The sequence below is a fragment of the Phaeospirillum tilakii genome (genome assembly GCF_042683125.1).
GTDB lineage: Bacteria > Pseudomonadota > Alphaproteobacteria > Rhodospirillales > Magnetospirillaceae > Phaeospirillum > Phaeospirillum tilakii.
In genome coordinates this window covers 118,570-131,857 of the sequence record NZ_JBHUIY010000004.1, presented here as the reverse complement: position 1 = coordinate 131,857, position 13,288 = coordinate 118,570, and the positions used below count along the sequence as shown (strand labels likewise).

Genomic DNA, 13,288 nt, shown 5'->3' with positions numbered 1-13,288 from the left:
GCCCTATATAACCGCTCTCCCTCTGTTCTTACCGATCAGCGTGAAGCGACTTTTCGGGGCCCTTCACGCTCAGAGGCTGACTCAGAATCGTTTTACGCGATTTTCATTCGCACAAGTCTCCTTTTGATAATCTCAATGCTTGCGATCATGAGGATCGCCAGGGCCGATTCAATCGTCGCCTCGACATCTTTGGCAAGGCGACGATTCCTGTTCAACCAAGCGATGGTCCGTTCGACGACCCAGCGCCGGGGCAACAGCACGAAGCCTTTGGCATCCTCGGGGCGCTTGATGATGCGGATGGTCCAGCGGCCTTTTCCGGCGAGAGCATGGACCAATTTATCCCCGGCATAGCCACCATCGGCGAAAACGTGGCGCATCCAGGGATAGCGCCCGGCCATGGAAAGCAGGACGTCCGACGCTCCGTCACGGTCCTGGATGTTGGCCTCGCGGATCACCGCCCACAGAAGCAACCCATTGGCATCGCTGACAATATGCCTCTTGCGCCCCTTGATCTTCTTGCCGGCATCAAAGCCTCTGGGGCCACCGGACTCTGTCGTCTTGACCGATTGGCTGTCAATGACACCGGCCGTCGGCTGGGCATCGCGCCCCATCGCTTCGCGGGCCGCCATCACCAAATACTGATTGATGCTGGCCCAGACCCCCGAGTCCCGCCATCGGTAGAAATAGCCTTGAACCGTCGTCATCGGCGGAAAATCCTTGGGCAGCATCCGCCACTGGCAGCCACTTTCGACAAGATAGAGAATGGCGTTGAGCACCTCCCGCAACGAAACCTTCCGGGGGCGACCACGTCGCTCGGGCGCAGGCAAATGCGGCAGAACCAAAGCCCATTCTTCATCGGTCAAATCGCTTGAATACCTCTGCCCATCCCGCCGATACTGTTTGCGGGTGATTTCAGTCCGCGACATCTTGTGAGCCATTCAGTCTTCGCAACACCGATTGAATCACAAGTCATTGAAATCACCCAACTTATTTTTCGGTTAGCCTCTTACGAGGGAATCCGGGCATACAAAATCAAAGCATCACTCCAGGAGATTTGCTACTATCTTTGCGAGAGGGTGAATATGGCACATTAAGAGCCGGGTGAAAATCGTCAATACTGATTGGATCATTCAGACGAATTCTCTTTCTAGCTCGAGAACTCATCGTGGTTTGAAGGCGCTTTAGAAGCGCGGAGCTGCGTTTGCGCCGCCTCTTGGCTTTTTCTACCCGCTTTTTTGCTCGTGCCGGCGCCGAGAGCGCCTTATCGTCATCAGAAACATCATCGAATGATGGGTAAATAATTGAATAATAAATTTCAGCCATAGGAAACCATTTTCGCACCTTCTCTCGACAATTATGGTAGTCAACACCACAAGGTTCAAGTTCCGTATAAAGCCAAATAACCTCATAATTGCCACTATATTTTAACTCAAGCCAATCGTGTATGAGCCTTTCACTGTGGACCCCGTCAGAAATCTCAGAATGAATCATCTTAACCCCAGTCGACAGGACCTTAAAATTAACGGTAGCAATATTGCGACCATTGGCTTCACCCCGCGAGCGGATCTCCCGAGCCGATTCTGCTGCCGGATGAGAGCTAAAATGCACCCGAACAAAGCGGGGGGGCACCACGGCCGCAGCTGGTGCCTTAGCAAGCTGCAAGACCTCAAAACGTCCCGCCACACCAGCGAATCGGAAAAGCGGCAGTGCGGCGCCCGGCTTGGGCTGAAGTGTAAGCGCCACTGGGCCGAACCGAGTGGGCGGGGGGGAAGCTTCCAGCTTAGGCTGAAGCGTCGCAGATGGAGGCGTGGGCGCCACTGGGCCGAACCGAGTGGGCGGGGGGGAAGCTCCCAGCTTAGGCTGAAGCGTCACAGATGGAGGCGTGGGCGCCACTGGGCCGAACCGAGTGGGCGGGGGGGAAGCTCCCAGCTTAGGCTGAAGCGTCACAGATGGAGGCGTGGGCGCCACTGGGCCGAACCGAGTGGGCGGGGGGAAAGCTCCCTGCTTAGGCTGAAGCGTCACAGATGGAGGCGTGGGCGCCACTGGGCCGAACCGAGTGGGCGGGGGGAAAGCTCCCTGCTTAGGCTGAAGCGTCGCAGATGTAGGCGTGGGCGCCACTGGGCCGAACCGAGTGGGCGGAGGAGAAAAACGGGACGGCGCCATCACGACTCCTCAGGTTTTCGCATAACTCTTCCAGGATAATCCGCTTCTAGAACACTCCAAGCCTATTATCCGGCGCCCCCCCATTTTTTCACAGACCCCGGCGCCAAGGCGGGGAAACCACCTTGGCTGGTGCCGGCAAAACAGGCATGCTTTCCTCGGTTTCGATAGTAGCGATCTGATCCATCGATGTGGGTGCGCCTGTTGTTGCTGGGAACCCTGACGGTCGCCGCGCTGGCCGGCGTGGGCTGGTGGCTCGCGCCGACACACCGGATCAACCCCGACGACCCGGCCCAGGTGGCGCGTGGGGCGGGGCTGTATCAGGCCCAGTGCGCCCGCTGCCACGGCGCCCAACTGGAGGGTGAGCCGAACTGGCGGATCCGCAAGCCCAACGGCGAATTACCGGCACCGCCGCACGATGCCAGCGGCCATAGTTGGCACCATCCCGATTCCTATCTGTTCGCGGTGACCAAGCATGGGCTGGCGCCGTTCGTCCCGCCCGATTACAAGAGCGGGATGCCGTCCTTCGTCGGGGTGTTGAACGACGACGAGATCCGGGCGGTGCTGGCCTTCATCGAATCGCGCTGGCCGCCGGAGATCCGCGCCCGCCAAGCGGCGATCCCGCAGCAATAGGAGCAGGACGGCGTGACCGCCAGGGTCCAGATCGGCCAATATGCCTACCAGTGCCGCCCCCGCTGGGGCTTCGGCACCCCGCTTCATCCCCGCCTCGCCCAGATCCTGGAGCGCGGCCGCGCCGGCTATGCCCGCCGGCTGACCGCGCTGGCCGAACTGGCGCCGCTGCTGGCGGCGATCCCATCCGACGCCCCGGACGACTCGCCCGAACCGCGCTGGAACAACCCGTTCTTCACCGGACTCGACGCGGTGGCGCTGTGCGGGATGCTGACCCGCCACGCGCCGCGGCTGATGATCGAGGTCGGCTCGGGCAATTCGACCCGCTTCGCCCGCCACGTCGTCGCCGCGCGCGGCCTGCCGACCCGGCTGGTGTCGATCGACCCCGCCCCGCGCGCCGAGATCGACGCGCTGTGCGACGAGGTGATCCGCGCCCCGGTCGAGGCGACCGACCCGGCGCTGTTCGCCCGCCTCAAGCCGGGCGACATCCTGCTGATCGACAGTTCGCACCGCAGCCTGGAGAATTCCGACGTCACCGCCTTGTTCCTCGACGTGCTGCCGGAACTGGCCCCCGGGGTGATCGTCCACGTCCACGACGTCTATCTGCCCTACGATTACCCGCCCCAGGCCGAGGGGCTGATGTACAATGAGCAATATCTGCTCGCCGCCCTGCTGCTGGGCGAGGCGTCCTGGCTGGAGCCGATCCTGCCCTGCTATTTCGCGGTCAAGGATCCCCGCCTGTCGCCGCTGCTCGACCCGGTGTGGGCGGCGATCGGCACCAACGCCTTCCCCGCCCCCAGCAATTCGTTCTGGCTGACCATCAAGCGGCGGCGCTGACGCGGGCTCCGCCCGCACCCGCCAAGGGCCGCAAGGCCCTTGGAACCCATTGGTTGTCGGGTGTGGCGAGGACAAGGGACAGGGATCCAAGGGCCCTCGGCCCTTGGCGGGTGCGGGCAGAGCCCGCGCTTACCCTCTTTAAGGGTGAATTCACGGGCATTTTCCCAAAAAATCCAGATACGATATTTTAACTCAACGTCAATTTGATTTCTGCTAGCGTGTTGGTCATAAGCAATCGTCAAACGAAAGCAAGGACCGCCGCGTGATGACGTATGGGGAAGGACCTCGATCCTCCAAACCATCCGGCTCGGTTTCCCCGCCTGGACTTCTCGGTTTACGGGCATTGTCTGTCGGGATCCGCCGTTTCGCCTCGGCCTTCGCCGCCGGCTTTTGTCAGCCTTCGTTGCTGGCGGTGACGATCGCCCTGCTGCTCTGCCTCGGTGGGATCGGCGCCGCCTGCCTGCTGATCACCGAGGCCAAGCTGACCGGCGAGCGGGTGGCGTGGTACGCGCTCGATCCGCTCGACGATTACGCCTTCGCCACCGGCACCGCGCTGGCCCTGCGCGCCCAGCCGCCGCAAGGTCCGGCGGTGGCGCTGATCGGCACCGCCGCGATGCGCGAGGCGCTGATCCCCGACGAGGAGATCGCCGCCCGGCTGACCAACCGCGTCGGAACCGACGTGCCGGTGATCGATTTCATGAGCGGCGGCCAGTCCGGGATCGAGATGGCGGCGCTGGCCGACAGCCTCGGCCCCGATTTCGAGGGGGTGGTGGTGCTGGGGATCAGCCTCAGCCGCCTTGCCGCCGATTCCTCGGAACTGGCCGGGCTGGTGCGCGAACCCCGCCTCGCCTTCGCCTCGGCGGCGGGTGACGCCGAGATCCGCGCCGCCGGCTTCAGCCCGCCTTGGCACAGCGGGATCTACTTCCTTGATAATTACAAATTCTTCGTCGCCCGCGCCCGCGTGCTGGTCGGGCGTGTCCTGGGCGGGGCGGTGCCGGTCCATGCCAGCCGCACCTATCTCGACCGCGCCCCGGCCGACGCCCGGCAATGGGAAACCGACACCCGCATCCTCCAGGCCCGCCTCGCCCATTACGCCGAGCGGGCCGACGGCAACCTCGCCGCGATGAAGCGGGTGATCGGCCTGTTCCCCGACCGGCGCAAGGTGCGGATCGTGCTGCTGGAAATCCCGCTCAACCCGCGCGCGGTCAGCACGGTGATCGGCCCCGAGCTGGTCGAGGCCCACCGCGCCCGCCTGCGCGCCTTCGCCGAACGGGAGGGGGTCGAATATTGGGACCTCAACCCGGTGGTGCTGCTCGGCCCCGACGATTTCCAGGACTGGGCCCACGTCAACCGCGCCGATGCCCGCGAACGCTGGACCGCGCCGCTGCTCGACCGCCTGCTTCCCCTGCTCCGCGTCCCGTCACGCTGAGGGAGGTCACGATGGACAAGTTCGCTTTCCGGCTCGGTCAGATCGCCCAGGGGCTGGGCCTCGGCCTGCTGCTGTTCGCCGCTCTGACGATGATGGTCCAGATCGAAAGCGGCGCCCGCGTGTTCCGCTATCAGGGGTTCTGACATGGTTCAATCCGCCCTGTTCTGGCTGGTGCTGGCCGTCGCCGTCGCGGGCAACTGGGCCCTGCCGCCGGCCCGCCGGCCCTATTGGCTGGTGGCAATCTCGACCGCCTATCTGCTGTCGCTCGACGCCGTCGGGGTCGCCCCGCTGCTGGGCTGGATCGGGCTGGTGTGGGCGCTGCGCCGCCGGGTCGCCGCCACCCCGGCGCTGGGCAATTGGGTGGTGATCGGGCTGGTCGGCTCGCTGATCCTGCAACTGGCCTATTTCAAATACCTGCCGCCGCTGCTGTCGCTGTTCTCGGAAGGGCCGGCCCGCGCGGTGGTGGTGCCGCTCGGCATCAGCTTCATCACCTTCCGCCTGATCCATTACGTGATCGAGACCCGGCGCGGCACCCTCGCCCACCACGGGCTGTGGGACTACCTGTCCTGGGCGACCCTGTTCACCATCTGGACCGCCGGACCGATCGAGCGGTTCGACCATTTCCTCTCCCAGCGCCGCGCCAACCTGACCCGGGCGATGGTCGCCGAGGGGCTGACCCGGATCATCCTCGGGCTGGGCAAGAAGTTCGTGCTCGGGCTGCAACTGGTGCCGCTGGCGTTCGGCGAGGTCTCGACCCCCGACGGCTTCCTCGCCGCCCTGCCGCACCTCTCGACCTTCGAGGCGTGGCGCTACCTGATCGTGTCGTTCTTCCTGTTCTACCTTGATTTCAGCGCCTATTCCGACATCGCGATCGGATCGAGCCGGCTGCTCGGGCTCGGCATCATGGAGAACTTCAACTGGCCGATCCTCGCCCCCAATCCCGGGGTGTACTGGAAACGCTGGCACATGACGCTGTCGGGCTGGTGCCAGTCCTACGTCTACATGCCGGTGATCGGCCTGACCCGCAATCCCTACCACGCGGTGTTCGCCAGCTTCGCCTGCATCGGGCTGTGGCATGCCGGCTCGTGGACCTGGCTGGCCTGGGGGCTCTATCACGCGGTGGCGGTGACGCTCTACCAGACCTGGGCCCGCTTCCGCCGCAAGCAGGACTGGCCGTGGCTGGAACAGGGCTGGCTGCGGGTGCCGGCCGCCCTCGCGGTGATCTGCTACACCTCGGTGCCGCAGGGCTTCACCCTGATCCAGGGCATCGGCGTGCCCTATGACGGGCTGCGCATCCTCGCCAAGCTGGTGTTCGTCAATCTTCCGGCATGAAAATTCTTTAAGAACAGCAACTTAGCGGAAAGAACGGGAGTGGGGAAACAATAGCGGGGCTGCCGCCCCGCGCCCCGCCCGGAGGCGAGCCTCCGGACCTCCCTTATTTTTGAAAAACCGGGTGTTTGCGGGCGGCAGCCCGATCGCGCCAGCGAAGCTCAACAGAAGGCGTTCGGCATGATTCCTTTCACGGTGGATGATCTGGTCGAACAGGGGCGGCGGCGCTGGCCGGACCGCACCTTCCTGGTGGCCGGGGCCGAGACGGTGACCTTCGGCGATCTGGCCGAGCGGGTCGAGCGTTTCGCCGGCTGGCTCCAGGCCCAGGGGATCGGGCCGGGCGACCGGGTCGGCGTCACCGTGCAGAAATCGCCCGAGGAGATCGTGGCGATGCTGGCGGCGGCCCGGCTGGGGGCGGTGTGGGTCAATCTCAGCATCCACTGGAACATCCAGCAGGTGCGCGATCAGGCCCGCGACTGCGGCATGCGGATCCTGGTCACCGGCGCCCGCCGGGCCAGCGAGATGCTGGCCCAGGACTGGCCGGACAGTCTGGAAAGGCTGGTGGTGGCCGGCGAGGGCGCGGTCGAGGGCGACCGGCGGCGCTGGGTCAGTTGGCAGGACGCCGTGGCTCCGCTCCAGCCGGGGGCGCGGCGGCCGCTGGAAACCGATCTCGCCGCGATCTGCTACACCTCGGGTTCGACCGGCCGGCCGAAGGGGGTGATGCTCAGCCACCGCAACTTCCTCGCCGCCACCCAGATCGTCGCCGAATATCTCGGCAACAATGCCGAGGACCGGCTGCTGTCGGTGCTGCCCTGCTGCTTCAATTACGGCCTGCTCCAGGTGCTGAGCATGCTGCTGGTCGGCGGCACCATCGTGCTGCAACGGGTGACGATGGCGGCGGAACTGGCGGCCGCGCTGGCCCGCCACCGCATCACCGGCATCGCCGCCGTGCCGTCGATCTGGACCCCGCTGGTGGCCTATCTGTCCGAGGTCGGCGGCGATTTCCCCGACCTGCGCTACCTCACCAATGCCGGCGGTAAATGCCCCGACGCGGTGCTGGCCTGCCTGCCCCGGCTGTTCCCGACCACCCGGGTCTATCTGATGTACGGCATGACCGAGACCATCCGCGCCACCTACCTGCCGCCCGAGCTGTTCGACAGCAAGCGCGGGGCGATGGGCAGCGCGATCCGCAACACCGAGGTGTTCATCGTCGATGCCGACGGCAATCCCTGCCCGCCCGGCACCGCCGGCGAGCTGGTCCAGCGCGGGCCGACGGTGGCGATGGGCTACTGGAACCGCCCCGACGACACCGCCCGCAAGTTCCGCCCCTGCCCCGGCCTGGGCGCGATCGGGGCCGAGCGGTTCTGCTGGAGCGGCGACATCGTCCGCCAGGACGAGGACGGCATCCTGTGGTTCGTCGGCCGCCACGATTTCATGATCAAGTCGAACGGGGTGCGGATCAGCCCGACCGAGATCGAGGAGGTGGTCCACCGCTTCCCCGGGGTGGTCCACGCCGTCGCCTTCGGCGCGCCCGATCCCCAGGCCGGACAGGCGATCGAGGTCGCGGTCCAGGCCGGCGAAAACGGCATCGATCTGGCCGAGCTGCGCCGCTTCTGCCGCGAGTCCCTGCCCGGCTACCTCCATCCCCGCCGGCTGCATCTGTGGCTGGGCCGGATGCCGACCACCGGCAACGGCAAGATCGACGTGCGCGCGGTGGTCGAGACCCTGCGGCGCGCCGCCACCCCCGACCCGCTTTCCCCCGCTGAAGGAGTCAGATCATGAGCCTCCACCGCGACGCCATCGCCGCCTTCCTCGAAAGCGAACTCGGCCTGAAGCCCGGCAGCTACCAGGACGACGAGCTGCTGTTCTCGACCGGCCGGCTGGATTCGTTCGGCCTCGTCAACGTGATGAGCTTCGTCGAGGAACGGCTGGGCCGCAAACTGAAGGTGTCGGAAACCACCCTGGCCCATTTCGACAGCATCGAACGCCTCGCCACCTTCATGAACGCCGGGTGATGTGGGCTCCGCCCACCCCCGCCAAGGGCCGCAAGGCCCTTGGAACCCCTTGGGGGTCGGGCCCGGAGCGGCCTGTCAGTTTGGGCGCGGGCGTTGGCCGCGCGCCGGGCAAGGAAAGGGTTCCAAGGGCCCTCGGCCCTTGGCGGGGGCGGGCAGAGCCCGCGAAGGGCCTTCCCCCCATGCCTTTGGTCCTGTCCCCCCTGGCGGGCTGACCTGCGCGCAACGAGGATTGGTCGGCGGCGGCGGCTGGAGTATTCTCCCCGGCCTTTCTCCCCCCCGCCCGAGGTCCCATGTCTTCCCTGCGTTTGGCCGTATTCGACGTCGATGGCACCCTGATGGACAGTCAGGACACCATCCAGGCGGCAATGACGCTGGCCTGGAGCCGGTTCGACCTCGGCCCGCCCCCGCCCGAGCAGGTGCGGCGGATCATCGGCCTGTCGCTGCCCGACGCCTGCGCGGTGCTGCTGCCCGACGCCCCGGCCGAGACCTGGCGCGGCGTGGCCGAGGCCTACAAGGCGGCCTTTCATGAATTGCGGCTGCGCCCCGGCCACCACGACCCGCTGTTTCCCGGCGCGCGCGAGGCGCTCGACCGGCTGGAGGACGAGGGCTGGCTGCTCGGCCTCGCCACCGGCAAGTCGCGCCGGGGGGTCGAGGCGATGCTCGACGCCCACGACCTGCACGGCCGCTTCGTCACCATCCAGACCGCCGACGACAATCCGGGCAAGCCCGCCCCCGGCATGCTGCTGCGCGCGGCGGCCGAATGCGGGATCGAGGCCGGGCGGATGGCGATGATCGGCGACACCGCCTATGACATGCTGATGGCCAAGGCCGCCGGGGCGGCGGCGATCGGGGTGTCGTGGGGCTATCATCCGGTCGAGGAACTGCGCGAGGCCGGCGCCCGGGTGATTCTCGACGGATTCGACGCCCTGGCCCGTGCCCTCGACGCGACGATCGGAGAAGCCTGATGCGCCCCGCGACCCTGTTCAAGTTCGTGCTGGCGGTGGTGCTGCTGCTGGCCGTCGCGGCGATCGCCGCCGCCAAGTCGGTCAACACCGAACGCTACAAGGCGGTGATGATCGAGCGGGTCCGCGCCGCCACCGGGCTGACCATGGTGTTCGCCGGGCCGGTCAAGCTGCGCCTCGGCCTCGCCCCGCGTCTCAGCGTCACCGGGCTCGGCCTGTCGGTGCCGGGGGCGGTGGGCGATCCGCCGCTGCTGTTCGTCGATCGGATCGAGGCCCGGGTCGGGCTGCTGCCGCTGCTGTTCCACCAGTTCCGCACCGAGCGGCTGCTGCTGATCCGCCCCACCCTGCATCTCGACCCCGCCACCGCCCCGGCCGCCGCCGCCGCGCTGGCCGGCGGCACCGGGCGGCTGGCGCTCGACCGGGTCGGCGACGAGGTGCCGGCGACCCGCTTCGCCCTGGGCGAGGTCGAACTGAAGGACGCCACCCTGCTGTGGCAGGCCGCCCCCGACCGCCCCGAGATCCGCGTCACCCTGGCCAAGGGCCGGATCCGCCCCGAAAGCATCGAGGGCGGGCCGATGACGCTGGAGGCCAAGGGCGCCTGGAGCGGCACCGAATTCGAGCTGGCCGGCGTGGTCGGCCCGGCGCCGATCCGCCCCGGCCAGCGCCCGTTCCCGGTGCGGCTGAAGGGCACCATCAGCGGCGCGGTGGTGGTGGCGCGCGGCGGCATCGCCGACCCGGTCACCGGCGAGGGGCTGGAGATCGACCTCGACGCCCGCGGCGACGAATTGCGCGACCTGCTGCTGCGCACCGGCCTCGCCGCCGCCCCGGCCGAGGGCGGCAGCACCGCCCCGATCGGCCCCTACAAACTGTCCACCCGGCTGACCGGCTCGGCCGGCGCCCCCTCGCTCGCCAACGTCGATCTGCTGATCGGCAAGCACGACACCCTGCTGGTCAAGGCGCGCGGCAAGGTCGCCGCCCCGCTCGACGCCGCCGGCATCGACCTCGCCGTCACCGCCGAGGCCGACGGGCTGACCGGCCCGGGCCGGCTGCTCGGGCTCGCCTTGCCCGCCTCCGGCCCGGTGCGGCTGTCAACCCGGCTCGGCGACGACGGCCCCGGCCGCTGGCGCCTCGCCGGGCTCAAGGCCCAGATCGGCGGCAGCGACCTCGGCGGCGACCTGACCCTTTCCCTCGGCACCGCCCGGCCCCGCCTCACCGGCAAGCTGACCGCCGCCACCCTGTCGCCGGCCGATTTCGGCCTCGATCCGGCCCGGCTGCTCGACACCTCGGCCGCGCCGCCCCGGCCGGCGGTGGCGGTGCCGGACCAGCGGCTGCTGCCCAACGACCCGCTGGCGCTCGATCCGCTCGGCGCGGTCGATCTCGACCTCGCCCTCGCCGCCGCCCGCCTGCCGCTCGGCGGCACCGCCTTGACCGAGGCCCAGGCCCAGCTTCGCCTCGCCGACGGCCACCTCGCCTTGTCCGGCCTGACCGCCCGCCTCGGCGGCGGCACCCTGACCGGCAGCCTCGCCCTCGACGCCTCGGAGCGGGTGCCGGGCTTCACCCTCCACCTCGCCGGCAGCGATCTCGATCTCGGCCGGATCGGCAACGGCTTCCCGTTCGACGGTGGCCGCGCCGATCTCGCCCTCGACCTGCGCGGGCGCGGCGCCACCCCCCGCCTGCTCGCCGCCAGCCTCGACGGCTCGGTCCAGGCCGGGCTGACCGGCACCGGCCTGCTCGCCGCCACCGCCGGCGGGGTGCCGGCCCGGCTGCTGACCGCGCTCGACGGCGGCAGCGGCGACGAGGACCCGATCGCCCTGCGCTGCCTCGCCGCCCGCATCACCGTCCGCAACGGCATCGCCCGCGCCGACCGCGCCCTCGCGGTCGAAACCCCGCGCGCGGCGATCCTCGGCGGCGGCAGCCTCGACCTGCGCAGCGAGGTGCTCGACCTCGTCTTCGCCGCGCGCGGCGGCGGCAGCCTCCACCTGCACGGCGCCCTCGCCACCCCCGACCTCGGCGCCGAGCCGAACCCGCCGGCCCACCCCGCCGGCCGCGCCGCGCCGCCGGCCCGGGTCACGATCGATCCCGCGCCCTGCCGCGCGGTGCTGGGGCGGCACTGAAACGGGGGATGATGTGGGCTCTGCCCACACCCGCCAAGGGCCGCAAGGCCCTTGGATCCCCTTGATGGTCGGGCGCGCGAAGGACAAGGGAAAGGGTTCCAAGGGCCTTCGGCCCTTGGCGGGGGCGGGCGGAGGCCGCGAATCGTCTTCCCCGCCTTAACTTTGAAAAATCCGGGCGGTATTGACCCCGCCGCACCACCCGGGTAGAGGAAGGCGCGGCCGGAGCGGCCGCCTCCCTTTTCCCGTCGTCGCAGAGGTTTATCCCGTGTCGCTCAACCTGCCCCGCCGGTTCTATCGCGCCGCCAGCGCCGGCATCACCCCCGACGGCTTCGCCATCCTGCTCGACGGCCGGCCGGTGCGCACCCCGGCCGGGCGTCCTCTGCTGCTGCCCGGCCGCGCCCTCGCCGAGGCGATCGCGGCGGAATGGGAGGCCCAGGGCGAGCTGATCCGCCCGCCGACCATGCCGCTGACCCAGCTCGCCAGCACCGCGCTCGACCGGGTCGGGCCGGAGCGGCCGGCGATCCTCGGCCAGTTGATCGCCTATGCCGGCACCGATCTGCTGTGCTACCGCGCCGATCATCCCGCCGACCTGCGCGCCCGCCAGGAGCGCGACTGGCAGCCGCTGCTCGATTGGGCGGCCGAGCGGCTGGCGGCGCCTTTGGTGGTCACCGCCGGGCTGCTGGCGGTCAGCCAGCCGGCGGCGGCGATCGAGGCGCTGGCCGCCCATCTCGACCGTCAGGACCTGTGGACCCTGACCGCGATCCAGGCGGTGACCGCCGCCACCGGCTCGCTGCTGCTGGCGCTGGCGCTGGCCGAGGGACGGATCGACGCCGCCGCCGCCTGGACCCTGTCGGCGCTCGACGAGACCTATCAGATCGAGCAATGGGGCGAGGACGCCGAGGCCACCGCCCGCCGCACCGCGCTCGAAGCCGACATCGCCGCCGCCGCCCGCCTGCTCGCCCTCGCCGCCCAGCCCGGCTGAGGCCGGGCGGACGCGACGATTGCGGCGGCGGTCTTCTTTTGCGATGATCCGGCCCCGGCCGGATGCGGCCACACCCTTTTCACCCTGTCCTGTCTGGAGAACGCCGTCATGGGAAGCTGGAGCATCGGGCATTGGCTGATCGTCCTGATCATCGTGCTGCTGCTGTTCGGCGCCAACAAGATCCCGAAGCTGATGGGCGACGTCGCCAAGGGGGTCAAGGCGTTCAAGCAGGGTCTGAAGGAAGGCGAGGAAGACGGTCCCGCCGCCCAGCCCCAGCCGTTGCAGGCCCAGGCGCCGCAGCCGCCGGTGACCCCGGCCGCCAGCGCCGCCGCCGCCCCGGCCGAGCCGCCGCACAAGCCCTGAGCCGCCCGGCGGGGAAGGAACCCGGATGTTCGACATCGGCTGGGACGAGATGGCGCTGATCGCCGCGGTCAGCCTGATCGTGATCGGACCCAAGGATCTGCCGACCGTGCTGCGTCAGGTCGGGCGGTGGACCCGCAAGGCCCGCGACGTCGCCGGCGAGTTCCATCGCGGCGTCGATGAGATGCTGCGCGAGTCCGACCTCGCCGACCTCAAGCAGCAGGTCAGCCGCGCCGCCGATCCCGCCTTGCTGCGCCAGCAGATCGACCGCGCGATCGATCCCGACGGCGAACTGACCCGGGCGATGAGCCTGACCCCCGAGCCGCCGCCCGCCGCCGCCCCGGCCGCGCTCGCGGTGGCGGTGGCGGCGCCCCCCCCGGTCGAAGCGGCGCCGGCCGAGGCCGCGCCCGAGCCGATCCCCCCCGATCAACCGGCGCCCCGCCCGCCGGCGCCCTGAACCGCGAAGCCAG

14 protein-coding genes are annotated in these 13,288 nt (G+C 68.9%); 12 read left to right on the top strand and 2 right to left on the bottom strand.

What is annotated here, in order from left to right; genetic code table 11:
• Window positions 1-92 precede the first annotated feature (92 nt).
• Together ACFSNB_RS03645 and ACFSNB_RS03640 are read right to left on the bottom strand one after the other, a co-directional pair.
• Entirely contained in the window at window positions 93-926 is an 834-nt protein-coding gene (locus ACFSNB_RS03645; protein ID WP_377314640.1) for an IS5 family transposase, read from the bottom strand.
• 106 nt (window positions 927-1,032) lie between these two features.
• The gene (locus tag ACFSNB_RS03640) at window positions 1,033-1,743 is read right to left on the bottom strand and encodes a nucleic acid/nucleotide deaminase domain-containing protein (protein ID WP_377314599.1); all 711 of its coding nucleotides are present in this window, start codon (window positions 1,741-1,743) and stop codon (window positions 1,033-1,035) included.
• A gap of 606 nt (window positions 1,744-2,349) precedes the next feature.
• On the opposite strand from ACFSNB_RS03640, the gene ACFSNB_RS03635 reads away from it, so the two are divergent.
• The 12 genes from ACFSNB_RS03635 to tatB all read left to right on the top strand — a co-directional run bounded on the left by ACFSNB_RS03635 (window position 2,350) and on the right by tatB (window position 13,275).
• A complete protein-coding gene (locus ACFSNB_RS03635) occupies window positions 2,350-2,793 on the top strand; it encodes a c-type cytochrome (RefSeq protein WP_377314596.1) in 444 nt (147 codons plus the stop codon).
• Window positions 2,794-2,805: 12 nt separating this feature from the next.
• Window positions 2,806-3,627 (top strand): class I SAM-dependent methyltransferase, encoded by an 822-nt coding sequence (locus tag ACFSNB_RS03630; protein WP_377314594.1) that lies wholly within the window; start codon window positions 2,806-2,808, stop codon window positions 3,625-3,627.
• A gap of 343 nt (window positions 3,628-3,970) precedes the next feature.
• Window positions 3,971-5,056 carry an SGNH/GDSL hydrolase family protein gene (locus ACFSNB_RS03625; protein ID WP_377314592.1) on the top strand — a complete coding sequence of 362 codons (1,086 nt, stop codon included), beginning with the start codon at window positions 3,971-3,973 and terminating at the stop codon, window positions 5,054-5,056.
• A gap of 11 nt (window positions 5,057-5,067) precedes the next feature.
• A complete protein-coding gene (locus ACFSNB_RS03620) occupies window positions 5,068-5,199 on the top strand; it encodes a hypothetical protein (RefSeq protein ID WP_377314591.1) in 132 nt (43 codons plus the stop codon).
• Between the two features lies 1 nt (window position 5,200).
• Complete coding sequence (locus ACFSNB_RS03615) at window positions 5,201-6,388, top strand: MBOAT family O-acyltransferase (protein WP_377314589.1); 1,188 nt, start codon at window positions 5,201-5,203, stop codon at window positions 6,386-6,388.
• A 177-nt stretch (window positions 6,389-6,565) separates the two neighbouring features.
• Complete coding sequence (locus ACFSNB_RS03610; RefSeq protein WP_377314587.1) at window positions 6,566-8,167, top strand: AMP-binding protein; 1,602 nt, start codon at window positions 6,566-6,568, stop codon at window positions 8,165-8,167.
• The gene (locus ACFSNB_RS03605; RefSeq protein WP_377314585.1) at window positions 8,164-8,400 is read left to right on the top strand and encodes an acyl carrier protein; all 237 of its coding nucleotides are present in this window, start codon (window positions 8,164-8,166) and stop codon (window positions 8,398-8,400) included. Before ACFSNB_RS03610 ends, ACFSNB_RS03605 begins: the two co-directional genes overlap by 4 nt.
• Before the next feature lie 290 nt (window positions 8,401-8,690).
• On the top strand, window positions 8,691-9,365 hold the full coding sequence (locus ACFSNB_RS03600) for an HAD-IA family hydrolase (protein WP_377314583.1): 675 nt from the start codon (window positions 8,691-8,693) through the stop codon (window positions 9,363-9,365).
• The gene (locus ACFSNB_RS03595; protein ID WP_377314581.1) at window positions 9,365-11,476 is read left to right on the top strand and encodes an AsmA family protein; all 2,112 of its coding nucleotides are present in this window, start codon (window positions 9,365-9,367) and stop codon (window positions 11,474-11,476) included. The genes ACFSNB_RS03600 and ACFSNB_RS03595 overlap by 1 nt, the downstream gene beginning before the upstream one ends.
• Window positions 11,477-11,741: 265 nt before the next feature.
• On the top strand, window positions 11,742-12,458 hold the full coding sequence (locus ACFSNB_RS03590) for an ATP12 family chaperone protein (protein WP_377314579.1): 717 nt from the start codon (window positions 11,742-11,744) through the stop codon (window positions 12,456-12,458).
• 108 nt (window positions 12,459-12,566) lie between these two features.
• A complete protein-coding gene (locus tag ACFSNB_RS03585; protein WP_377314577.1) occupies window positions 12,567-12,821 on the top strand; it encodes a twin-arginine translocase TatA/TatE family subunit in 255 nt (84 codons plus the stop codon).
• A 25-nt stretch (window positions 12,822-12,846) separates the two neighbouring features.
• Window positions 12,847-13,275 (top strand): Sec-independent protein translocase protein TatB, encoded by a 429-nt coding sequence (gene tatB, locus ACFSNB_RS03580; RefSeq protein ID WP_377314575.1) that lies wholly within the window; start codon window positions 12,847-12,849, stop codon window positions 13,273-13,275.
• The last annotated feature ends 13 nt before the right edge of the window (window positions 13,276-13,288 follow it).

Coding starts and splice junctions, on each gene's coding strand:
- ACFSNB_RS03645 (WP_377314640.1), bottom strand. CDS start 926: ATGTCGCGGACTGAAATCACCCGCAAACAGTATCGGCGGGATGGGCAG.
- ACFSNB_RS03635 (WP_377314596.1), top strand. CDS start 2,350: ATGTGGGTGCGCCTGTTGTTGCTGGGAACCCTGACGGTCGCCGCGCTG.
- ACFSNB_RS03620 (WP_377314591.1), top strand. CDS start 5,068: ATGGACAAGTTCGCTTTCCGGCTCGGTCAGATCGCCCAGGGGCTGGGC.
- ACFSNB_RS03615 (WP_377314589.1), top strand. CDS start 5,201: ATGGTTCAATCCGCCCTGTTCTGGCTGGTGCTGGCCGTCGCCGTCGCG.
- ACFSNB_RS03610 (WP_377314587.1), top strand. CDS start 6,566: ATGATTCCTTTCACGGTGGATGATCTGGTCGAACAGGGGCGGCGGCGC.
- ACFSNB_RS03605 (WP_377314585.1), top strand. CDS start 8,164: ATGAGCCTCCACCGCGACGCCATCGCCGCCTTCCTCGAAAGCGAACTC.
- ACFSNB_RS03600 (WP_377314583.1), top strand. CDS start 8,691: ATGTCTTCCCTGCGTTTGGCCGTATTCGACGTCGATGGCACCCTGATG.
- ACFSNB_RS03595 (WP_377314581.1), top strand. CDS start 9,365: ATGCGCCCCGCGACCCTGTTCAAGTTCGTGCTGGCGGTGGTGCTGCTG.
- ACFSNB_RS03585 (WP_377314577.1), top strand. CDS start 12,567: ATGGGAAGCTGGAGCATCGGGCATTGGCTGATCGTCCTGATCATCGTG.
- tatB (WP_377314575.1), top strand. CDS start 12,847: ATGTTCGACATCGGCTGGGACGAGATGGCGCTGATCGCCGCGGTCAGC.